Here is a 20,804-nt window from a genome sequence, read left to right on the forward strand (position 1 = left end):
CCCTCCGGCATCTATCGGCAGTACCCACCAAGCCAGCATGGAGCGTTATCGAGAATTCCTTGCCTGATGTAGTCCGGAATGAGCCAGGCGGGCATGAGTGTCAATGGCCACGAAGTTCTCCCCGTAGGCGGCCAGTAGTTCTCCCCGCTGGTGGCCACGGGTTCTCCCCGGTGGCGGCCAGTTGTTTTTCCCCACCCGCTTTCTGATTTGGGTTAGCTGAAGGGCTTCACCCCCTTGCCGGTGGTGGCTTCGGTGAGGCGGAAGGAGTCGCCGTCGGTGACGACGACGTGCGCATGGTGCAGGAGCCGGTCAACGGTGGCGGTGGCCAATGTTTTGGGCATGATCTCGTCGAAGCCGGAGGGGTGCAGGTTGCTTGAGACGGCAATCGCTCGGCGTTCGTAGGCAGCGTCGACGAGGCGATAGAATCCTTCGGCGGCGTCTTCAGAGACCGGGAGCAGACCGATGTCGTCGACGATGATCAGGTCGGAGCGGATGATCCTCGTCAGGGCTCGGGCGATGGAGTCGTCGGCACGGTGCCGGCGGACCAGGGCACCGAGGTCTTCGATGGTGAACCAAGACACCGCCAGCCCAGCTTCGACTGCGGCCTGCCCGAGTGCCTCGGTGAAGTGAGACTTGCCAGTTCCCGAAGGCCCACAGACGCAGAAACATTCACGCCGCCCGACCCACTCCAGGGTGCGGAGCGCGTCCTGGGTGGCGCGGGGAATCGACGATTTCGTTTCGTCCCAGTCGCCGAAGGTCTTGCCGGTAGGGAAACCCGCGCGTTTGCGGCGAGTGTGCAGGTTCGCCCGGTCCCGGCCGGCGGCTTCCTCAGCGAGGAGAACCCGCACGACTTCGGCGGGGTCCCAGCGTTGGGCTTTCGCGGTCGGGATGATATCGCTCAAGGACCTGCGGATATGGGGCAGTTTCAGGCGTTTAGTCAGGTCGATCGCCTCGGCCAACGGGTCGCCGTTAGCGCTGGTAACAGTGCGCAAAGGGGTGCTCATCAGGCGTCATCGCTTTCATCGTCAGTAGTGGCTGGGCTGGCCGGCGCTGGTGTCTGGCCGAAGGTGGACCAGGCGGCGGTGCCCGGTTGCAGAGTGTGGTTCTCGCTGCGACGGACCGGATCAGCGTGTTCGTGGGTGACTTGGTAGTCGAGGATCGAGATCAGGTCCCGATCGGCGAACCGGCCGGTCATCGCCGCCGTCCCCAACGCTCTGTCGACTGCGTCCGGGGAGTGCAGCTTCGAAAGGTCCACGGCCTCGGCCATCTTCGCCCTGATGCGGCGCGCTCCCGCGGCGGCAGCCTCGACCAGCCAGCTGTTGGCACCCTGGCCCAACTGTAGGAAGGCGAGCTCGGCGGCGGTACGAGGCTTGGGCACCCGGTCGGCGGCGTCGCGGTCTGGGCGGGGTGGGTAGTGGTCGTTGTCGAGGACCGGTGAACCGGGTTGGCCGCGGCGGTGCCGCGCGACTTCGACTGCACCGCCATCATTGTCGACGGCGGTCACGATCAGCTCCTCACCATGGAAGCGGGCCCAGACCCGAGTGTCGATCAACGTGTGCGGCACCGAATACCGCACCCCTTCCACCGAGATCGTCGACTCCCAGTTCACCCGCCGGGTAGTGCCGAACACCGCGGTGAACGGAGATTTCGGCAGCGGATGCAGCCGCTGCAACTCTTCGGCCAGCCGCTCGACCGGCCGCCGCCGAGTAGAGCTGTGGACGCGGGTGTTGACGTCGGTGCAGAACTGCCGGCAAGCCGACTCGAGCTCACCGAAAGAGTGATACTGCTCGCGCAGGTTCACCTCCTTCGGCAACAGGTCGGCTTTGGCGATCCGCACCGTCGCCTCACTTCCTCCCTTCGACTCCGGATCAGCAGGTAAACACGTCCGCAGCGTCGTGCCGTAATGCCGTGCCACCTCCACGATCTCCGGATTGCGGACCGCGATCCCGGCCACGTGATCGATCGTCGCGGTCTTCTCGTTGTCGGTGAGGACATAGACCGGAACCCCGCCCAAGCGGCGGAATGTCGCATCCAAACACGCCGCCACCGTCGGCAATGTCTTGTCCCAGATCGGGATCACCACCCGAAATCGCGACCACGCCAACCATGCGCAGAACAACGTCGTCTTCCGGCCGGAAATCGTTGGCCCGTCACCGAAGTCGTACTGTAACCACAGCCCAGGTTCGGTTACCCACGGCCGATACACTCGCCGCCGACCAGCCCGAAACTGGGCCTTCGCCTCCGCGACCGTCCGGCGCGTGGTCCGCTCACCGCCGGTGAACCCCAGCGCGACGATCCGTTCGTGGATGACATCCGCGCGGACCTTGCCCTGCGAGCGGACCACCAACTCCTCGATCTTCGGCAGAAAGTCGTCGATCGCCCGCGCTCGATGCCGCCGGCGGTCCGGCGGCTGCCCCGCAGCGCGCATCTGCACATACCGGGCCACCGTGTGGTGATCACACCCAGCCAGCTCCGCCGCCGCCCGATAACTACCCGTGAGGTCGTACGCCTCCAAAATTTCCATGATCTCCCTGCTCGATTTCATCCACCCAGCGTTGCCGGGACCGAATCTGACTCACAGCAGGTGGGGAACTATCTGGCCGTACGCGGGGAGAAACCATGGCCACAAAATGCGCCATAAATGGCCGCCAGTGGGGAGCTTACGATGGCCGTCGACAACGCCTCGCTCAATACGTGGCGCGACTTACGGAGATACGTGATATCCGGATAGCGGGGGACCCGATCCTCGGTTTCACGTAGATCAAGATTGGGTTGCTTCGTGCTTCTGAAGCATCTCGAACCGTTCTGTCGAATTGCAGTAGTTGCGTGGCACAAGTGCTCCATGTTGCCTCCGATAACTCAAACTAGGCCGGACATGGGCTAACCGCTGTTTGCAGCTGTGAAGGGTGGATACTTTCTAACTCAAAGCCTGTGACTGGCTACCGCTTTCAATGTCTTCGTTTGAGCGGTGGTCGACACATCGGGATTGCGGAGGCTTACTGCGACGAACAAGGCGTCGAGTACGGTTGTGTGGACAATCCGGCTGCTCATCGCCTCGATGCGGTAGTTGGTCTCTTTGCTGCCTGCGATCAAATTGATGTCGGCAAGGGCAGTGATCGGTGATCGGTAAAAGCTGGTGAGTGCGATCGTATGTGCCCCAGCTTCTTTGGCGGCGGTCAGCGTCATTATCGTTTCTCTCGTCTGACCGGTGTGACTGATGGCAAGACAGGTGTCCTCGTTCGTGAGCAAGCTGGCGCTGACATGCTGCCCGTGACTGTCGATGGGTGCTTCTGTGAGCAGTCCTGCGGTACGAAATCGGTAGGCTGCGTCCTGCACGATCGGCCATGATGTTCCGACACCGGCGATCAGCAACCTCCTGGTCGACGCGAGGACTTCGACGGCTTCGTCGAAGCTGCCCGAATCGACGGTAGCAAGAGCTGTATGCACGGCGTCAGCCGTGCTGCGAACTATTTTCCGCAGTACAGTGTCGGACGAGTCTGTCGGGTTGACGTCTTCGTGGATGGCCTGCTGCGCGGGCAGCGCATGCCGTGCGAGGTTGATCTTCAGATCGGCAAAGCCCTTGTACCCCATGTCCTTGCAGAACCGAACGACACTCGCTAGAGATGTTTCGCTCGCTTCGGCAAGGTCGGTGACGGTCATGTGGATGACCGCAGGCGGATCGGCAAGAATAGTGTTAGCAATCGCCTGCGCGGTTCGTGTCAACGTGGGAAGTCGTGCGCGGAGAACACTATCGAAATCGGACGCCGTGGGACCGGCGTCCGTTGATGCGCTTGTTGTCGTCACCTGGTCGCCTCTGTCTCAGAGTTAGACGAGACGCAGCCCGAGGGGAGGGCGACGATGCTCAATTGGGCGTCTGTCGTGAGGACAGCTATACGGTCACCGCGCAGTACAACCGGTCTGGTGGTGACGTGGCGGCCGAGGGAGGAGACTCGACTGTGGTCACCCGCTGGATCGATTGCCCAGATATCCCCGGAGACAGTGGTTGCAATGACCTGACCTCCGACTGCGACGGGATCTGTCGCTATTCCGATGCCGGTAGATCGGTATGGTCCCCAGCCGTCTATGGGGCCACTTCTGAGCTGCGTCGTCTTTGTCAGTTCTCTGCCTGTTCTCGTATCGAGCGCGTGAACGGTGCCATCGCCGGTGACCACGATGACCCCGGCCTGGGTCGGCACAGCTGAAACTGTAGTGAATCTGCCGCCGACTACGGTGCGCCACACGCTGGATCCGGACTCGAGTTCGATGCATTCGACAGTTTCGGATTCGGCCCGCAGTAGGAGGGCGTGGCGAGTTCCCTGCACGGCGGTCAGGCTACTCGTTGGTGCGGACTTCGAAGTTTGACTCCATAGCAATGTTCCATCGCGGCTGTCCACTGCCGTCAACCCGCGGTAGGGCCCGCTGAACGGGAGGACGACGGTGTTCCCGTAGGTGAGCCCACGCCCGTAGGTCATCAACGTGTCTACGGGCGCAAGTTCCTGACTCGACCACAGTTCGGTGCCCGTGACGATGGACAGTCCAGTGAGGTGGTCGAGTGTGCCTACGACGAGAGTGCCGTCCTCGGTGACGACCGGGGCATTGAGGACGCGAGCGTGTCGAGTTCGCGGAAGTGATCTTGTCCAACGCAGTTCGCCAGTATTCGAATCGAGGCAGCTCAGCATACCTGAGAACGTCACTGCGACAACGGAGTCCGCGCCGTGCGAGGTTAACGACGTGACCTCGTCTCCGTCGAGTCGCGCTCTCCAGACTGTTTGCCCGCTCGTCGTATCGACGGCTGAAAGGTGTGCCTGACCAGCATAGCTAGTGGGAACCATGACGTGATCGCGAGCGCTCGCCACCAGGTTGCCGCCATGCTGGGTATGACCTTGCGGCGCCTGCCACACGGCGTCCGGAACAGATATCGTTTGGTGCCTAGGCCAGGTTGCCTCGGTGTTGCGTTGGAGATACCCGGAAGGTTCGACATCCAGAAGATGCCAGGACGGCGGTGACCATGCGAAACCTCCGAAGCTGGTAGGGGGTGCGCTCAGGAACCGAAGTGGCCCGACCTGCCGGTCGACGACGACATGCCAGTGTCCGGAGAGGATCGAGATTGATGCCGTGGGATCCACCGCGTGCACGATGCGATCTAGAATGCGGGCGGACGGAACGTCGTGACTCAGGACGATCAGGGGTCTATGTGGGTCGCTCCCGGCAAGGTCATCGACGACGAATGCTTCCTGCTCACCGCGGTCGATATCGGCCGCATAGCTGAACCAATCGAGCGCCAGAATATGAAATGGCCCGATGTCGGCAGACCACCATCGCGGCCCCATCGACTGCTCGTAGCGCCATGTAGTTGCAGTACCGAGGAAGCCGTCCCCGATTGGCGCGTCGATGGGCTGAGGGTCGTGGCGGTGGCCGTAATGGTCGTGGTTCCCAGGGATCACTTCCACGGGAATCGGGGATGCCGCCGCGATCTCCTTGAATGCGTCAAACTCCGCAGCGGTCCCGTGATCGGTGAGATCGCCCGTGATGAAAGCAAGTCGGGCGCCGGCGTGGTAAGCCGCGTCGAGTGCTACTGCGAGACCCTGCGCACAGTCTGTTCCGTCCCCGAATCGATTGGCAAGTTCGACTGCGTCCTCTACGCCTCCGTCCGACGCTGATAGGTGTGTGTCCGAGAGGTGCGCGACAGCCGAGACCTCCTGTTTGGCACTTATACAGGTGAAGTCCAGCTCGCGCGATGTCGGCAGCTGCCACCACTGCGAACAAAAGACGCCGGAGGGTCGGCGGATCCACACTGGTCGTGACAACGAGTGCAGCCGGAACCTTCCATCGTCATCGGTGCGGTTCCACTCGATCCCGTTGCTGACGGCGACACCGCTTATTGGCGTTCCGTCGGCCCATCGGACAGTCCCTCGGACAGTCCCCTCGATTGTGTCGTTCATGAAACTATTCCATCATCGACTGGATGGAAATTTCTTCCAAAAATATTCATATGAATGAAACTTTCATACACGAGTCATTGGCGGTTTGCCCACAGTTGGTTTCCGACCTTCAATCTCGTTCGTGCAACATCCTGTTCGCTCCTACATTTGGAGATTTCATGTCCCATGGCCGAATACTCACCACCCACACCGGGAGCCTCCCGCGCCCGGGAAACCTGTCATCGTTGGTTCGTCAGCGCGAGAACGGCGAGCTGACCGCATCAACCGCGTCAGCCATGCCCGAAACTATTCGTGAGGCCGTCGCCACCGTTGTCCGGCGCCAGCTCGATGTCGGCGTCGACATCATCAGTGACGGTGAAATGTCGAAGATCGGTTACGCAACCTATGCAAAGGAGCGGCTGAGCGGATTCGACGTTGATGCAGAGGTCCCCGAGGGCGGCGGGCTATCCATCGCGGATCTCGTCGACTACCCAGATCTCGCCGCAAGCTCGCTCGACGGTCTCGAAACATCGACTCCGGTTTGCGTCGGTGAAATCCGTTACGAGGGTCACGACTTGCTCGCTGAGGATCTCGACAACTTCACCCGCGCGGTCGACGGACAGCAAGTCACGCAGCGCTTCATGAACGCCGCATCCCCGGGTGTGATCGCCCTCTACTTGCCGAACAAGCATTACCCCACCCTCGACGATTACCTGTTCGCGAATGCAGAAGCCATGCGTGTTGAATACGAAGCCATCGTCGATGCGGGCCTGACCTTGCAGATCGATGCTCCGGACCTCGCTATGGGGCGACACATCCAGTACGCCCATCTCAGCGAGGCCGAGTACCTTCACCGACTCGATGTACACATCGACGCCATCAACCACGCTGTCGAGAACATCGACCCTGCGAAAGTTCGAGTGCACCTGTGCTGGGGCAACTACCAGGGCCCTCATCACCACGACATCGAACTCGACAAGATCGTCAGCCGGATCCTTCGGCTTCGCCCGAATGGTCTGGTGTTTGAGTCCGCCAACCACCGCCACAGCCACGAGATCGACGTCTGGCGTGAGACGAACATCCCGGAGGACAAGGTCCTTTACCCCGGCGTACTGGACACTTCGAGCGTCTACGTCGAGCACCCGAAATTGATTGCCAACCGCATCGTCGCATTCGCCGACATCGTGGGACGCGATCGGGTCATCCCCGGTAGCGATTGTGGCTTCGCCTCGTTCGCGACGTTCGTCGCAGTCGATCCCGAAATCGCCTGGGCGAAGCTTCGGACCTTGACCGCCGGAGCGCAATTGGCCAGCGAAAGGCTGTGGAAGTGACCCTCACTCCAGAGCAGCGCTCCGTATACGTCAACGAAAGCCCTGCCGTACCGATCCTCGACATCTCGGAGTATCTCAATCCTGCAACGAAGGGCAGGTTCGTTGAATCATTGCGCAACGCCTGCCATCACGTCGGATTCCTCTATCTGACCGGACACGGTGTAGATGACGACCTCAACACTCGCGTCAGCAATGTTTCCCGGGATTTCTTCTCTCGACCTGAGTCCGTCAAGCGTGAGATCGCCATGGTGAAAAGTCCGCATTTCCGTGGTTACACACCCGTCGGCGGCGAGGTGACCGGTGGCCGAGCGGATGTGCGTGAGGAAGTCGATCTGGGGCCGGAACGACCAGTGGCAGAAGATGCCGATCATCCGTGGCGATGCTTGCAGGGACCGAATCAGTGGCCCGAGTCGGTGCCGGAATTCGAGCCCACCATGACCAGATGGGCCGACGAAATGGACCGGTTGGGCCGCATACTTCTCGATGCCCTCGCCGAGGGACTGGGCATCGACGCAGAACACTTCCGGAACTGGGTCACCCCCGACCCTGAAGCAACGATCAAAGCGGTCCGTTATCCGGCGCCAGTTGCGGGGCAGCAGCCACAGGGCGTCGGTACACACCGAGATTTCGGACTGCTCACCTTCGTTCTACAAGATGCTGTCGGCGGTCTTCAGGTAGAACACGCCGACGGACATTACATGGAAGTGCCTTGCCTGCCGGGGTCCTTCGTCGTCAATCTCGGCGAGATGCTGCAGGTCGCGACCCATGGCTACTACAAGGCTACCGTGCACCGTGTCGTCAGCCCGCCGGCCGGCGTCGAACGCTTCTCCACCATCTACTTCTTCAACCCCCGCCTCGATGCCACGCTCGATCCCGTCGTCCTGCCTACAGACCTCGCTGATAGCGCACGCGGCGGAGCCAGTGACGATCCCGCCAACCCCATCCTCAGCACCTACGGTGAAAACATTCTCAAAGTTCGTCTGCGCGCCCATCCCGACGTGGCCGAACAGCACCACCGTGACCTTATCGACACCACCATCCGATGAGTTCGATCCGAACGAAGGACATGCTGTGACCGCAACCGTTGACACACCCGTCGACGCTCACATGAACCACACCGACTCCCGACCCGTCACCCAGACCGCTCAGCTGCCCGAGGGCAACCCGGGTCTGATTGGACTACCGCTCACCATCGTCGGCGCGTTGGGTCTCGGTTTCACCAACACCGGCATCGTTGATTCCGCGTCGGCCGCAATTCCGATCGTGATGTCAGCGACCTCGATCGGATTGCTCCTCGCAACCATCTGGGCCGCAGCCCTTCGGCAGAACGTCAATGCGGCCCTGTACTCGGTGTTCTTCGGCTTCTACGGGAGCTACGCCATCCTCTCACTCGGCCTCGGGAACGATTGGTTCGGCATCGACCCCGATCAAGTCACCACCACTAGCGCGATGTGGATCGGAAGCTGGTTGGTGACCATCACCATCCTCACCCTGCTCGTAATTCGCCTGCCCTGGTCATTCCCATTCCTCCTCGCCATCGTCGACTTGGCTCTTGTTTGCCTCCTTGTTGGGACACTGACGGCGTCTAGCGCGGCCACCCAGCTCGGAGGGTGGCTTGTCTTCCTATTCGTAGCGGTAGCAATCTACTTCTATGTCGCGGCGATGTGGGAAGAAACCGGCGGCTCTCCCCTGCCGATGGGGCGGCCCCTCATCAGCTGAATTCACGACACACCAGACCGCTGCTGTGGGTCGGCGCCTCTCCCGTGCCGGCCCACAGCAGCACACGATGGACCACCAGAGAAAGTAGAACGACCTTGCGCGACAATGCCACCAGCACAATTGATCTCGACAACTGGAACCGCGATGGACTACTGGTGGTCGAGGACGCCTTGAGCGCCCGCGAGCTCCAAGAGTTGCAGCAGTGGGTGTTCGATATCGAACACCGCCCGGGAACACCGAATCAGTTGCTGCAGTACGACGAAACGATCGCGGACGGCGGCACACGTAGATGCCGAACCGAAAACTTCGTGCCCTATCACGACGGACTACGAACATTGCTGACAGTTGGTCGCATCCCCGATATCGCTAGCTCCCTCTTGGGGGAGACCGCAGTTCTGTACAAGGAGAAGATCAACTACAAGGCGCCGGGCGGAAGCGGCTTCGCAGCTCATCAGGATGCCCCCGCCTACCCCTACGTGTCGAACACGATAGCGTGCATGGTCGCTGTCGATGACTCCACTTTGGCCAACGGCTGCTTGGAGATTGCGCGCAAAATGCACGCCGCGCAATTGCCCACCGATGCTCGCGGGTGCGTCGAACCTGAGGTAGCCGAAAACCTTTCGTGGGAGCCACTGCCCGTCTCCGCTGGTAGTTTGGTGTTCTTTCACTGCTACGTCCCCCACCGGAGCGGAGCGAACACTTCGGACTCCACCCGCCGCGCAATATACCTCACCTACAACGGTGAATCCGACGGTCAGCTTCGAGAGTCGTACTACGCAAAACGTATACACGATCTTGCCGATCAACCGGATCAGTTGAGCCTCATCGGGCATTTCTCAGGTACCGCCAAACCCGCCAGTTCATCGAACAAGGAAGGCCAAGCGTGACGATCACCGCGCAGGAACTGCAAGAGCTCTCGCTCCAAGAGATAGGTGCGTCAGCATTTTGTGATCGTCTATTCGAGTATCTCACTTTGGCAGGGCAAAGCCGCTACGACGAATCAGTCACTCAACTTGAGCATGGTCTGCAGTGCGCGCATCTCGCTGAGCAGGCCGGATTCGACTCCGCTGCTCAAATTGCTGCGTTGCTCCACGACATCGGTCATCTCATCTTGGACGAGCACGCTGGTCACAACGACTTCCTTGAGGACGATCTCGGCCACGAAGTCGTTGGCGCTCGTCTTCTGACTCGCTGGTTCGGAGCAGAGATTGGCCAACCCGTCGCACTCCACGTTCCGGCGAAGCGGTATCTCGTCGCCACGGACAGCGGCTATGTCGATGGCCTCTCTGAAGCGTCTGTGCGCAGTCTTGAGGTGCAAGGCGGACCGATGACACCCGACGAGGTCGACCGCTTCATTTGTCGCCCGTACCACCGACTCGCCGTCGATCTCCGTCGATGGGACGACCAGGGAAAAATTCCCGACGCACCGACGCCGCCATTGACTCATTGGAGACAGGCCATCATCGAGCTTGCGAATGTGGTGCTCCGCTAAAGGTTTTCGTCGATTTCTGGTTGTCGCTTCTTCTGGCCGAGCTGATCGCCTGCCAGAAGTTGCTGACGTGGGACGAAGGGGGTGGTGACGTGGCCTAGGTATCGCGCGGTCGTCTACATGCGATGCTGTTCGATTCGGGTTGAGACTCGGTGGAATAACTAGTGATTCGAGTTCGCCCGTTACATTCCCGTTCAGGAGCCGTAACGGCTCGTGGACACGGACAGGATCCCTGAGAATGCCTACACGGTTCTGCGACACGTACGAATGCTCCTATGGTGATCTGTGGTCGGAGTTGGTGGTGTTACATTCCGGTGGATCGCGGAGCCGCTCGCCTGGTTGTCGAACACGGTCCCCGAGCGGGCGGTTTTCGCCACACGCATCTGCTCGTGCCCCGCTTGTTTCCGCGCAGCGAACGACCCTTTTCGATCATCGAAACTGTCTCTGATTCGACTGGAGACGAGTTGAAACAACCCTGCCCGGAGAGGGGCGCGCCGAAACGCGTCCCCTCTGGACTCCAGAGGCCGTCTGAGGCCTAGTAATCAGGCTTTGGTGAGGGCGATTCAAGAGAAGAGCCATGAGAGGGCCTGGCTCACCAGCTCGTGGACGCCGCACCTCGTGGCGAGTGCCCCGACTATCTCGACGGCCTTTCTCAGCTGGTCCCGGGGCGTGCGAGGATCGCCAGATTCGCGGGTATCTGACGCGTTCGGGATGTTTGCCATTGCGCTGTTCGCTCCTTGGTGTGTTGGCCGGCGGGACTTTCAAGCCCGACGGTTGTCCCCTCTATCCTCGAGCTACAAGGCGGCCTGCCTTAAACGCTCGGTGTCACAAAGGTTCTATCGCTCCTGGTCAGCGGCGTGCGTCAGAAAACAGGTCCTGTGGGTGCGGTGAGAGCGTGGAACCTTCCGAACGCGCGCTTCGAGGTTGCCTCCATCGACATTTCGAGACACCACTTTGAATTGCTGACGAGGTAGCCCGCAAGCCAAGTGAGCATCGCCGGATCAGCTCCGGCATCGAGCTGCCGGGCCAGCGATATTCCCTCTACAAAGTGACAGGGCTTGGAGATGCCGAATTTCTGCTTTGTTTTAGCAGCGATTTTGGAAAATGCAGTCAGATCCTTGGCGTCCATTGCGGTCCGCAATGCCGACGCCTTGTAGCTCTCGTCTGAACTCGTGCGGACCGCAGCGATGACCCTCTCCATCTGGTGCTGGTTGGTTGCGATCGCTTCGTTGATGAGCCGGTCGCGTTCTTCACTGTCGATGAGACCGAGTTTGTGGGCTATCCGCGCCGGCACGGGTATCGGTCGGTCGAAGTTGATGGGGACGCTGTCATCGCCGGGATAGTGGATTGGTTTCGTGACGTACAGCAAGTCGGTGTCCTGCGGGCTGGGGAAGTGACGAAGAATCATCTCGACGAGCAGTTCAGGTTTGAGCGGACCGGCTTGCTTGGTGATGAGCTCGAATCCAGGTACCGGCCGGCGACCTCTCGGCGTCAAGATTGTGGGCCAGAGGAGTCTGTTGCTGCCGGACGTGACGTCGAGGACCCGGCCGGAACTGAGGTGATCCGCCCAGACGTTGTCGAGAGTTTCCGTGGACGCGAGGGTGTAGGGCCGCCATGTTGGCGGCAGGATGAGGGTCCATCCGGGCGGCTCCATGATCAAAGCGTGCAAATGCCTTGGCGGCGGCGCGACCTCGGTGTGGACGAGCCAGGTGTGAAGATCAGCAAGATAGAGCTTTCGGCGTGCCCGCCATACCAGCCCGGCACCACGGCCCTCGGAATCGACTGCACCGTCCGCCCGAAGGAGTCGCTGGTGTTCGATCAGTAGGTCTGGCCATTCGGCGTCCCGGTCATCTTGGTTATAGAGAATTCGGTCCATCTGTTCGGTCTTCGGTCCGGACAAGAGCGCGCGGGCAATGGAATTCGCGGCGAGGCGTCTACGTTCGCCGTGCCATGCCTGATCGCCTTCCTGCAATTCGTGCGCCAGTCTGGTCGCCGGGCCCACTGGTCCGACTGCTCGTCTTTTCCGGAGGTCCTGGTCGCGCTTCTGCTTCTCCGCGTAAGCGTTCTCGAGGATTTTTAACTCTGAACCGGACAAGGTCGAGGCAACGACGAGGCGCCACAGACCGCGTGCAGTGCGTTGACGGATCAGCGGTTTGATCCCCTCGAGGTTGGCATCGGAAAATGGTTGGACCCGTGCGATTGCAGTCATCACGGCATCGGTGAGCCTGCGAGCTTGGTAGTCGCGATGGCCGCGGGCACGTGACTGTCCCGGCACGCTGAAGGCGAGCTGTTTCGCCTTTTCAGCAGCATCCTCGGGCAGTCGCAACCGCAGCTGTACACCGGACTTCGGCTTGCCTCGACCTGCTGGAGTGGGATAGCGCATCACCGTTGCAATGTGAGTCAGCCGATTGTCGCTGTCGTCATAGTCTCCGCCGGATCGTCGTCGTTGATCCTCGATGTACTCAGCCAGAAGTTGTCGAACCGTCGCATCACGCGAGAGCCCGCGGTGTTCTACCACCTGGTCGAGTGCGTCGGCGGCGCACTGAGGAATTCGAACATTCGTCTCCAGCATGAGTGAATTATCCGTCGCGATTCAACAGTCTTGATCAATGCGCGGTGCCGGCGTGCTTGCGCCATCTGTCCTGGGGCGATGACAGGTCCCTGCGGGGTGTGCATGTGGTAGGACCCCGTTTGGTGAGCCACTCGGTATCAGAGAATCAATGCGTGTGAATGCAGCTGGCAGCGTACTCATTCGGGGTCCGGTACGCCAGTGACGAATGACGGTGTCGGTTGTTGTACTCCTCCTTCCAGTCCTCGATGACCACCCGGGCTTCGAGGAGGCTGTGGAATTCGTTCATGTTCAGACATTCGTCACGGACCCGGTTGTTGAACGATTCGATGTAGCCGTTCTTCCACGGTTGACCAGGTGGAACGTATCCGATTCCGACCTGGTCCTCGCAGAATGTCCTCAGTGCCTCGGAGATGAACTCAGGGCCGTTGTCGCACCGCAGCACTTGCGGCGGGCCGCCCCAGAGCGCGAACGCCTTCTCCAAGGCCGCGACGAGATCCTCCGCCGGGATGGACCGCTCGACGATGTTGAGCACCGACTGTCGCGTGTGCTCGTCCACCATCGAGGTAATCTTGAACTTCCGGCCGTCCGTAGTGGAATCGAACTGGAAGTCGATCGCCCACACCACCTTCGGTGCATCAGCCTCGGTGATCGGAGTGGTCGAGGCGCCAGCTCGTTTCCGGATCCTGTGGATCTTCACCCGCAGCCCTTCCTCGCGCCACAGTCGCTGAACTTTCTTCTTGTTGATCACCCAGCCAGTTGCACGCAGATCTGCCCACGCCCGCCGAAATCCCTTGCGCGCATTCGCTTTGGCCCAGTCCCGCAACCACTTCCGCAGATCGGCGTCCGGGTCGTCCGGGGTGTTCTTCGCTGATTCCTTGCGTTGGGTTGATCGTGGCTGCCCGACGACCTTGCAGGCGAAACGCTGCGAGAGCCCCATCGTTTCCTGGAGCATGACGACAGCGTTTCGTTTGGCGGTCGGGCTCAGAATTTTCCCCGAGCGATCTCCTTGAGTGCGGCCTTTTCGAGTTCGGCTTCGGCGAGGAGTTTCTTGAGTTGGGCGTTCTCGTTCTTGAGTTCCTTGAACTCTTTGGCATCGTCGGCTTTCATGCCGCCGTACTGCTTGCGCCAGTTGTAGAGCGTCGGCACTGAGACGTCGAGTTGTCGGGCGATCTCCTCGACGTCGGCGCCCTTGGCCGCGAGTTCGTCGCCGTGGCGCAGTTTTCGGATGATCTGTTCGGGCGTGTGCCGTTTGCGTCCAGCCATGAGTTGTAGCCTTTCATGCCCTTGATCAGGGCGGGAAGGATTCTCATAACCAGCGGGTCACTTAATGGGGGTCATGCCACATGTGCTGACGGTGTGTCCAGTTTTCAGTGCCGCGCTGCTGTACTTGGCGCAGGTCATGGCGTGGAAGCTGTCCAGCGTTGGAGTGGCCATTCAGGCGCGTTGAGCCCTGCCCATCGACCAGGTGGTGGGCGCAATGCCTCCCAAAAGTTTGTTGCGGTCGATCGATCGAACGGAGGTAAGGGAGGCAGTGTCATATGTGCGGAAATGTCGCTGGAGGTTTCCTCGTAAGTGAATTCGATTGCATTGGAGGCGATTTCGAGGTTTTCTGCCCGGGTCTCCTCCGGGCTGAGCGTGAAAGGTGGCCGTAGACGATGACTTTCAGGTGTTGCAAGCAAGAGTCGGTGCGGGCCAATCGGGAACATCACTAGTGCCGCAGTGGCAAGAGCGGGGGCGGGATAGCGTTGCTGCCCCGGCCAGCCGATGAGCACGACGGGTTCGTCGCAGGTCAGTAGCGGTTGCTCGGAGGTCACGAGCCACCAGGTGCGCTGAGCCAGAAGCGGGGCGATGTGTTTCTTCCAAACCTTGATGGCGGTGTCGATCGCAGCTGCTTTAGGCCCCGTGTACTCAGGTTGGAGCATGATTTCGTCGATAATCTGGTGGTGCCGTGCTGGTGTGTAGTCGATACCTGTTGCTGCGCAGAGGATAGGCAGTAGTGCGCGGTGGTCGAGTGCTTCACGGACGTTGAACCGATCGCGAGCACTGCTGATGTCCAGGTTTCCTGCACGTGCTCGGGGCGTGCGCTGGCTTTGAAGGCCGACGAACACGGCTAGATTCCCGCTCAGATTGGGATCGGTGATTTTCCCAGCCGCGCGATTGTCGAGCGATCGAAGCCACCGCGCAGCGGCGTCTTCAATCCTGGACATGTGCGTTTCGAACCACAGGTCCGGCTCCACGTCGGCGTCGATGTCGTCACCGACGATCTGATAGAAGAACTCGTCGTTTGCGATCGCGTCCGGCAGGTCGAGATCGCTGCGTCCTGTCGCGATTTCGGTGAACCGCACTAGCGGGCTTTCGGGTCCGGAGGCCCACCGTCGCAGATACATCTGTGGGACGAAGTGATGTATTCGTGTTCGCTGTGAATTGTTGCGTGTGCGTTCCTTGGATCGTTCGATCTCAGCGTCGCTGAGCCATTTGTTGGCACTGCCCATAGCCGATGACGATAGCGTTTGGGCCAAGCCGTTTTGCGCGGTGTAGATCCCGCGCCAACCCCCTGACATCAAGGAGCGGCCCCGTGCCAACTTCACAGTACGATCCGACCATGCGTACCGACTTTGACCGTGCTGCCGAAATTGCACGCCTGGCAGCAGAATTCGACTGAACCTGGTCAGGAGATGGCCTCGATCGCTAGTCCTCGTCCTCGTCCTCCGGTTCGGGCTCATCCATCCATGCCTGATATCCCGGACTCGTCAGACGCAAGTCGATCGCATTGACACCCAGGTGCAGTGAAATGACCGCTTTCGGCAGATCCCACCGGAGAGCTGCCTTTGGTTCGGGTTCGGCGCTCGTGGCTGTCCCCAGGAGTGCGGTAAATGCCACATCGAGGTTCGTGAACCCTTCGTCCAGCAGCGGGCGCACCACGGTCATGGGCGTAGCATCATCTGCCACGTCCGTGACGAAGATCGAGATCCAATTCATTCTGTGTTGCCGCCCGAACATTATCGATTCGGGCTGACCGACGCGGAGTCCGGTTCGAATCGAGGCGCCGGTTTGATCCAATTCAACGAGTTCCCATCCAGCCTGTGCGCAGAAGGGTTCGAGGTCGTCGACGGCCCAGGTCCAGTCGAATGCTGCGGCGAGGCGGGCGATCCGGGTGGCGCCTTCGATGTCGACGTGCATGTGCGGATGCTACTTCCTTCTTGATCGTTGTTGACGACGGATCAATCGTGGGGGCGTCGAGGTGAGGGTTGGCGGGTTGTCGGTTATCGGATGCCGGCACCGTAGGTCAGCACCTTGCCAGCCTCGCGTGGGTCGACGTCCGTGACGGCCGGTTGCGGCGTGCTGATGTTGACGACCATCGACTGGTCAACCTTCTTGTCGGTGTTCGCGGGCCAGGAGAGAGCGGTGAGGGGGTTATTGGTGGTGGATGAGGTCTGGGAGGGTCTGGGCCATTCGACGCAATGAACGGCATGCGTGGCTGCTCGGCTTATGGTGCGTGGGTGATGACATGCGGGGGAGGGACGCGGTCGTGGTTGGACTTGGCCCCGTCGTGATGTGGGAGGCTACGACCGCCTTGACGGCCACTGCCGAATCACCAACTCTGACTACGAGAGAGCTGTAAAAGATGCGAGCAGATATCGAACGCGCTGCCCAGGCGGTGCGCGTGGCCGCTGAGTTCGACTGGACGTGGACCGTCAATGACCTGCCGCCGTTCTGCGGTCAGGTCGGTTGGCAGTTCAGCGGCCTCGATGAGCAGGTGCCAGCAGCCGTGACCAATCTCGAAGTCAATCGCCCCGATGTGTCGGTGGGCGTCGCGGACATATCGACAACCGACTTGTCGCGAGCAATCGATGAGATCTCCTTCCGTGCCAGTGATGTGGTTCTCGGTCAGAGCGACTTGGAGCCTGAGCTGGATGAAGTTTTCAATGCACTCGTGGACCGGATGTTCGAACTGCTCGGGCAGCGGCCCACGGATTGGTGGATCGAACCGACCCGCGGCCTGCGCTGGGACCTTCCGGGCCTGGTGGTTACGGCCCAGATCGGCGTCTCATCGGTCAGGGTGTATCTGGTCAGTCCTGCGTACCAGCAATGGTGCGACGAAATCGAGCAGAGCGCCGAAGATGAGTAGACGTGAGGTCGGTTGAGGCTGCGGCCGGCCCGACTCGCTGTCATTCCTGAAAATCGATAGCTTGCGCAGCTCGCACTAGGTGTACCCGGCCGTCAGGTCCAAGTGAGCACTTCGAGGTACGTCTGATGTTGTCCCATGCTGGGACAAGCGGTGGAGCGCTAGCTCTCTGCCGCTCGACTGGCTGAGTTGAGCGCGGATGCGAAACTGCGGGCCAGCAATTCGGCATTGCCGGGAACCTCGACCATGATCTCTGTGCCGCTCGGGAACTCGATCGTCAGGTAGAGGTTGTGCGATTGTTTCTTGGCCATCGCACCGATCATGGTTCCGGCGCCCGGGTTGATCGCTGTACCTAGCGCCATGCGCGTGAGGGTCGTACGTTGTTGGGTGCCCCCGATCTCGACGGACGCTCGGATCCCAGCGACTCTGTAGCGCTGTCCCTTGTACGTCAGGATCTTGCCGTCGAGCTTGAACCCGCCGAAGACTGCCTTCTCCGGAGGCGGTGGGCCAACAGCGGGATCCACCGGCACATTGACCGACACCGCGGCCGGCGCCGGCGCCCGCTGCGGAGTCAAATCGTCGCCGAAGCCAAGAATCGGCTCGGCAGTTTGAACGGCTGCATTGAGTGCGGCGACCAGCGCGCCGATCTTGTCCTTGCCAGTGATGTAGTTGAAGTCAGCACGGCCGTCACGGTGATGCCCTTTGCGTCCGCGAAGGAGCAATCTCATCTCGCCGGGTTTGGATGCGGTCGCCTCACGCCAGGAAATGCCCTCGATCGCACCTACTGGGACGATCCAGGGAGACGCTGCCCGCTTATTGCGCGGTTGACGCCAGTGCGTGTGCTCGAATGTGACGGTCCCCGCCACGTCGTCGAACTCGACTGTGGACCCTGCACCGGCGTATCTGTAAGCGGCCATCGGAATATCAAAGCAGACGCTCTGGTGGCAGAACGCTGGACTCACGGCAATTGGGCGGTCCGGGTGATTCCGTTGGATGCAAACACTTAACTTTCCACTACGTCGTTGCCTTCACCAGAATTCTCGAGCAGTAAGGTTCTCTCCCGGCGGTCATCTCTGGTCGCAACTGACTTCAGGAGTGCCGCCATGATCGTCGCCAGGGCTGTCTCGATATCCACGCTTCGTACGACTGCATTCTTTGCCGCTACCGCGATCGCGATTTCTACCTTGGCTGGATGCAGTACCGGACCCAGCACTGGTGACGCCGAGGTCTTGTCTTTCGAGGGACTCGAATTTCCGAGCAATATTGCAGTCGATTCGGCCGGAAACGTATTCGTGACGGACTGGGGCCACGATCGTGTTGTCAGGCTCGACGACGCGACTAATGAGCAGTCAGAGGTTCCCTTCCGAGATCTCACCGACCTTGCCAGTATCACGGTCGGGAGCGAGGGAAGCGTGTACGTCAGCGAGGGAGAGGGAACCAACTCGCAGGGACGGATTCTGAAGATGCCAGCTGGTGGCACCTCGCAGGAGGTTCTGACAACGCGTGAGCATCCAGGTGCGCTCGCTGTGAGTGATTCCGGGGTTGTCTACTTCTACGACTTCGGTAGCCCAGTCATCTACAAGTTCATTCCTGAAACGAAGTCAACCGAAATTGAAGTAGCTCTCGTCCATACAAATTTTCCGGGATTCGATCAGTACTTCAACGATATTGCTCTCGGAAATGACGGGAAACTCGTTGCGATCACGGGGCTGCCCGATCCTCGAATCCTCAGGGTCCTGTCATCGCAGATGCTGGAGGAGCTTCCGTTCCTCAAAGGCAAGGAACGATTTCCCACCTCGATCGATATCAACAAATCCGGCGATATGGTCATCCTCGACGGAAAGCTCGGCGACCACATCCTCAAGGTGCCGAACGGATCGACTGAACCCATTGAGCTCTCATTCGGCGAACTCAACCAGCCGTCCGATGTCGCTATCGACGATTCCGGCAACGTGTACGTCGCAGACCGGAACAATCATCGAGTTCTCAAGCTGCAAGCAAACGACTGACCTGGCCAGCGCCCCTGCACTTCAAAACGACGACCACGGTGTGACAGAAAAGGCTCGCATCGATCAGTTAGAACGCCCGGACTGCCCCGATTCCGTCATTTCCGGGTGATGATCGTCCGCAGTACGAAGCGGAAGACCACGGCGGTACCAGCTCCGACCGCGACACCGGCAATCGCGTCGGCTAGGAGTACCCCGACAGTGACACCGAGGACCGCGGCGGCCGCGATCGCCAATGCGACATCTGCAGGCGCCGGCCGAGGACTGGTGATCGCAAGGCCCCTTTCGCGACAACCGACGACGTACTCGCAGAGAGCATGACACGGCACCGCAGCACGCGGGACTCGGACCATCGCTGTTCAATTGGGAAAGTGACGTACCGACCAATTGCCGCGTCCACTATCGGAAAGAGGCTGTGATGGCTGGGACGATCTTCTTCGCGTCGGGAGCTCGCAGGACTGCCAGTTCGTCAGTCTTTGCTCTCGCTCTGGAGGCGCTGATTCCGATGATCTCGGATCCCGACACTCAAGGGCTCGTCGTTGCTCTCAGCGAAGGCAACGTCGGACTGCTCGACGTCGAGGATTTGCCGCCGCGCGGAAGAGTCGAGGTGTTGCAAATTCTCGAGGACGGGCGGCATTGGGAATCGGTACAGACGATGATCACCGGTGGACAAGAGTGGATCGATGCCGTCGAGAAACCGATAGCGGAACTGTCAGCCCTCGCGGCCGCAGCTATGGCGACGTGACAGTTAAATTGACGACTCATCAGCGGTAGCAGAAAGTGCCCTGGAACTACTCGCACCGGTTGGCATCGAAAGACTTGTGCGGGTGTCGGTCCTACGCTGTTCAATAGAGGCAGTAGTCGAGGATGAAGAGGTCAGACCATGTGTGGGCGCTACGCACGAAAGAGCACAGATAAAGAATTGCAGTCATTCTTCGACACCATGCACACCGTCGGCGACGAACTCCCCCCGTCCTACAACGTCGCACCTACACAACCGGTCCGCGTGATCCTCGAACGAACCCCACGCGAGGAACCCGACTCCGAGCCCCAGCGCCAGCTCAGAACGGTCAAATGGGGATTGCTCCCGGCCTGGGCGAAAGACCGGAAGATGGCGTCCAAGTTGATCAACGCCCGCAGCGAAACCGTCACGGAGAAGCCGTCATTCAGAAGTAGTGCTTCCAAAAGGCGCGCCATCATCCCGGCCGCAGGATACTACGAGTGGATGAAAAGTGAAGCAGGGTCGAAGATTCCCTATTTCCTTCGCGGCGAGGACGATATTCTCGCGATGGCCGGGCTTTACGAATTGTGGCCCGATCCTGAACTGCCCGAAGATGATCCGAACAAGTGGGTATGGACCTGCACAGTCTTGACCCGGCCAGCCTCAGATTCCTTGGGACACATACACGACAGATCCCCGCTGATCCTGCCCGAATCGTTCTGGGAACACTGGCTCGACCCGAACCTCACCGACAAAGGCGAGGTCCAGGCCATGATCAACTCAGTTCCGGAGCCGCATCTCGAGCCCTACGAAGTTTCGACTGCGGTGAACAGCCCTCGCAACAACAACCCGTCACTATTGGAGCCGGTCTGACCACACGTCCATTGGCGCACAACGCGACCGGCAACTGTCGTCTGGC

19 protein-coding genes are annotated in these 20,804 nt (G+C 60.3%); 9 read left to right on the forward strand and 10 right to left on the reverse strand.

The annotated features are described in order from the left end of the window. Positions 1–212: 212 nt before the first annotated feature. The 4 genes from istB to EHW12_RS30585 form a co-directional block, all read right to left on the reverse strand. Positions 213–1,004, reverse strand: coding sequence for an IS21-like element IS1415 family helper ATPase IstB (istB, locus tag EHW12_RS30570; RefSeq protein WP_003944771.1), 792 nt, complete (start codon positions 1,002–1,004; stop codon positions 213–215). Then, positions 1,004–2,545: an IS21-like element IS1415 family transposase gene (gene istA, locus EHW12_RS30575; RefSeq protein ID WP_030538069.1), complete on the reverse strand. Its 1,542-nt coding sequence runs from the start codon at positions 2,543–2,545 to the stop codon at positions 1,004–1,006. Before istA ends, istB begins: the two co-directional genes overlap by 1 nt. 377 nt (positions 2,546–2,922) lie before the next feature. Next, positions 2,923–3,804, reverse strand: a complete 882-nt coding sequence (locus tag EHW12_RS30580; RefSeq protein ID WP_047269992.1) for a MurR/RpiR family transcriptional regulator — start codon at positions 3,802–3,804, stop codon at positions 2,923–2,925. Continuing rightward, positions 3,801–5,942, reverse strand: coding sequence for a PQQ-binding-like beta-propeller repeat protein (locus tag EHW12_RS30585; protein ID WP_047269993.1), 2,142 nt, complete (start codon positions 5,940–5,942; stop codon positions 3,801–3,803). Before EHW12_RS30585 ends, EHW12_RS30580 begins: the two co-directional genes overlap by 4 nt. Positions 5,943–6,100: 158 nt before the next feature. On the opposite strand from EHW12_RS30585, the gene EHW12_RS30590 reads away from it, so the two are divergent. From EHW12_RS30590 to EHW12_RS30610, 5 genes are all read left to right on the forward strand, one after another. Beyond that, on the forward strand, positions 6,101–7,252 hold the full coding sequence (locus EHW12_RS30590; protein ID WP_047269999.1) for a cobalamin-independent methionine synthase II family protein: 1,152 nt from the start codon (positions 6,101–6,103) through the stop codon (positions 7,250–7,252). Continuing rightward, entirely contained in the window at positions 7,249–8,298 is a 1,050-nt protein-coding gene (locus tag EHW12_RS30595) for a 2-oxoglutarate and iron-dependent oxygenase domain-containing protein (protein WP_064112239.1), read from the forward strand. Before EHW12_RS30590 ends, EHW12_RS30595 begins: the two co-directional genes overlap by 4 nt. 25 nt (positions 8,299–8,323) lie before the next feature. After that, the gene (locus EHW12_RS30600; RefSeq protein ID WP_052959898.1) at positions 8,324–8,971 is read left to right on the forward strand and encodes a GPR1/FUN34/YaaH family transporter; all 648 of its coding nucleotides are present in this window, start codon (positions 8,324–8,326) and stop codon (positions 8,969–8,971) included. Between the two features lie 95 nt (positions 8,972–9,066). Next, the gene (locus EHW12_RS30605; RefSeq protein ID WP_052959900.1) at positions 9,067–9,858 is read left to right on the forward strand and encodes a phytanoyl-CoA dioxygenase family protein; all 792 of its coding nucleotides are present in this window, start codon (positions 9,067–9,069) and stop codon (positions 9,856–9,858) included. Continuing rightward, positions 9,855–10,463 (forward strand): HD domain-containing protein, encoded by a 609-nt coding sequence (locus EHW12_RS30610; RefSeq protein ID WP_230691656.1) that lies wholly within the window; start codon positions 9,855–9,857, stop codon positions 10,461–10,463. The genes EHW12_RS30605 and EHW12_RS30610 overlap by 4 nt, the downstream gene beginning before the upstream one ends. A gap of 859 nt (positions 10,464–11,322) precedes the next feature. On the opposite strand, the gene EHW12_RS30615 is transcribed toward EHW12_RS30610, so the two are convergent. The 4 genes from EHW12_RS30615 to EHW12_RS30630 all read right to left on the reverse strand — a co-directional run bounded on the left by EHW12_RS30615 (position 11,323) and on the right by EHW12_RS30630 (position 16,212). Continuing rightward, a complete protein-coding gene (locus EHW12_RS30615) occupies positions 11,323–13,032 on the reverse strand; it encodes a hypothetical protein (RefSeq protein WP_058228385.1) in 1,710 nt (569 codons plus the stop codon). 145 nt (positions 13,033–13,177) lie between these two features. Next, a protein-coding gene (locus EHW12_RS30620; protein ID WP_125050763.1) for an IS3 family transposase occupies positions 13,178–14,295 on the reverse strand; the annotation gives its coding sequence in 2 pieces (ribosomal slippage) (positions 13,178–14,019 and positions 14,019–14,295; 1,119 coding nt in all). Positions 14,296–14,429: 134 nt separating this feature from the next. Next, on the reverse strand, positions 14,430–15,524 hold the full coding sequence (locus tag EHW12_RS30625) for a DUF4238 domain-containing protein (protein ID WP_064112237.1): 1,095 nt from the start codon (positions 15,522–15,524) through the stop codon (positions 14,430–14,432). Positions 15,525–15,720: 196 nt separating this feature from the next. Beyond that, complete coding sequence (locus tag EHW12_RS30630) at positions 15,721–16,212, reverse strand: DUF6301 family protein (RefSeq protein ID WP_058228384.1); 492 nt, start codon at positions 16,210–16,212, stop codon at positions 15,721–15,723. Positions 16,213–16,657: 445 nt separating this feature from the next. Here EHW12_RS30630 and EHW12_RS30635 point away from each other — a divergent pair, with 445 nt between their 5' ends. Next, positions 16,658–17,161, forward strand: a complete 504-nt coding sequence (locus tag EHW12_RS30635) for a DUF6301 family protein (protein WP_047270429.1) — start codon at positions 16,658–16,660, stop codon at positions 17,159–17,161. A gap of 158 nt (positions 17,162–17,319) precedes the next feature. Here EHW12_RS30635 and EHW12_RS30640 read toward each other — a convergent pair whose 3' ends face one another. Continuing rightward, on the reverse strand, positions 17,320–18,075 hold the full coding sequence (locus tag EHW12_RS30640; protein ID WP_125053008.1) for a DUF4429 domain-containing protein: 756 nt from the start codon (positions 18,073–18,075) through the stop codon (positions 17,320–17,322). A gap of 186 nt (positions 18,076–18,261) precedes the next feature. Between EHW12_RS30640 and EHW12_RS30645 the strand changes: the two genes are divergently transcribed. Then, positions 18,262–19,167 carry a hypothetical protein gene (locus EHW12_RS30645; protein WP_125053010.1) on the forward strand — a complete coding sequence of 302 codons (906 nt, stop codon included), beginning with the start codon at positions 18,262–18,264 and terminating at the stop codon, positions 19,165–19,167. Between the two features lie 95 nt (positions 19,168–19,262). Here the strand turns inward: EHW12_RS30645 and EHW12_RS30650 are convergent, their stop codons facing one another. Further along, positions 19,263–19,517, reverse strand: coding sequence for a hypothetical protein (locus tag EHW12_RS30650; RefSeq protein ID WP_125053012.1), 255 nt, complete (start codon positions 19,515–19,517; stop codon positions 19,263–19,265). A 65-nt stretch (positions 19,518–19,582) separates the two neighbouring features. Here EHW12_RS30650 and EHW12_RS30655 point away from each other — a divergent pair, with 65 nt between their 5' ends. Next, positions 19,583–19,909 carry a hypothetical protein gene (locus tag EHW12_RS30655; protein WP_125053015.1) on the forward strand — a complete coding sequence of 109 codons (327 nt, stop codon included), beginning with the start codon at positions 19,583–19,585 and terminating at the stop codon, positions 19,907–19,909. Positions 19,910–20,047: 138 nt separating this feature from the next. Beyond that, positions 20,048–20,758: an SOS response-associated peptidase gene (locus tag EHW12_RS30660; RefSeq protein ID WP_125053016.1), complete on the forward strand. Its 711-nt coding sequence runs from the start codon at positions 20,048–20,050 to the stop codon at positions 20,756–20,758. The last annotated feature ends 46 nt before the right edge of the window (positions 20,759–20,804 follow it).

Origin of the sequence: Rhodococcus sp. NJ-530, assembly GCF_003860625.1 — a bacterium.
Lineage (GTDB): Bacteria > Actinomycetota > Actinomycetes > Mycobacteriales > Mycobacteriaceae > Rhodococcus_F > Rhodococcus_F qingshengii.

Bases quoted from the DNA above. Each gene is read 5' to 3' on its own strand.
- istB (WP_003944771.1), bottom strand. From the start codon at position 1,004: ATGAGCACCCCTTTGCGCACTGTTACCAGCGCTAACGGCGACCCGTTG.
- EHW12_RS30650 (WP_125053012.1), bottom strand. From the start codon at position 19,517: ATGGTCCGAGTCCCGCGTGCTGCGGTGCCGTGTCATGCTCTCTGCGAG.
- EHW12_RS30625 (WP_064112237.1), bottom strand. From the start codon at position 15,524: ATGGGCAGTGCCAACAAATGGCTCAGCGACGCTGAGATCGAACGATCC.
- istA (WP_030538069.1), bottom strand. From the start codon at position 2,545: ATGAAATCGAGCAGGGAGATCATGGAAATTTTGGAGGCGTACGACCTC.
- EHW12_RS30630 (WP_058228384.1), bottom strand. From the start codon at position 16,212: ATGCACGTCGACATCGAAGGCGCCACCCGGATCGCCCGCCTCGCCGCA.
- EHW12_RS30585 (WP_047269993.1), bottom strand. From the start codon at position 5,942: ATGAACGACACAATCGAGGGGACTGTCCGAGGGACTGTCCGATGGGCC.
- EHW12_RS30640 (WP_125053008.1), bottom strand. From the start codon at position 18,075: ATGGCCGCTTACAGATACGCCGGTGCAGGGTCCACAGTCGAGTTCGAC.
- EHW12_RS30590 (WP_047269999.1), top strand. From the start codon at position 6,101: ATGTCCCATGGCCGAATACTCACCACCCACACCGGGAGCCTCCCGCGC.
- EHW12_RS30645 (WP_125053010.1), top strand. From the start codon at position 18,262: ATGATCGTCGCCAGGGCTGTCTCGATATCCACGCTTCGTACGACTGCA.
- EHW12_RS30660 (WP_125053016.1), top strand. From the start codon at position 20,048: ATGTGTGGGCGCTACGCACGAAAGAGCACAGATAAAGAATTGCAGTCA.
- EHW12_RS30615 (WP_058228385.1), bottom strand. From the start codon at position 13,032: ATGCTGGAGACGAATGTTCGAATTCCTCAGTGCGCCGCCGACGCACTC.
- EHW12_RS30655 (WP_125053015.1), top strand. From the start codon at position 19,583: ATGGCTGGGACGATCTTCTTCGCGTCGGGAGCTCGCAGGACTGCCAGT.
- EHW12_RS30635 (WP_047270429.1), top strand. From the start codon at position 16,658: ATGCGAGCAGATATCGAACGCGCTGCCCAGGCGGTGCGCGTGGCCGCT.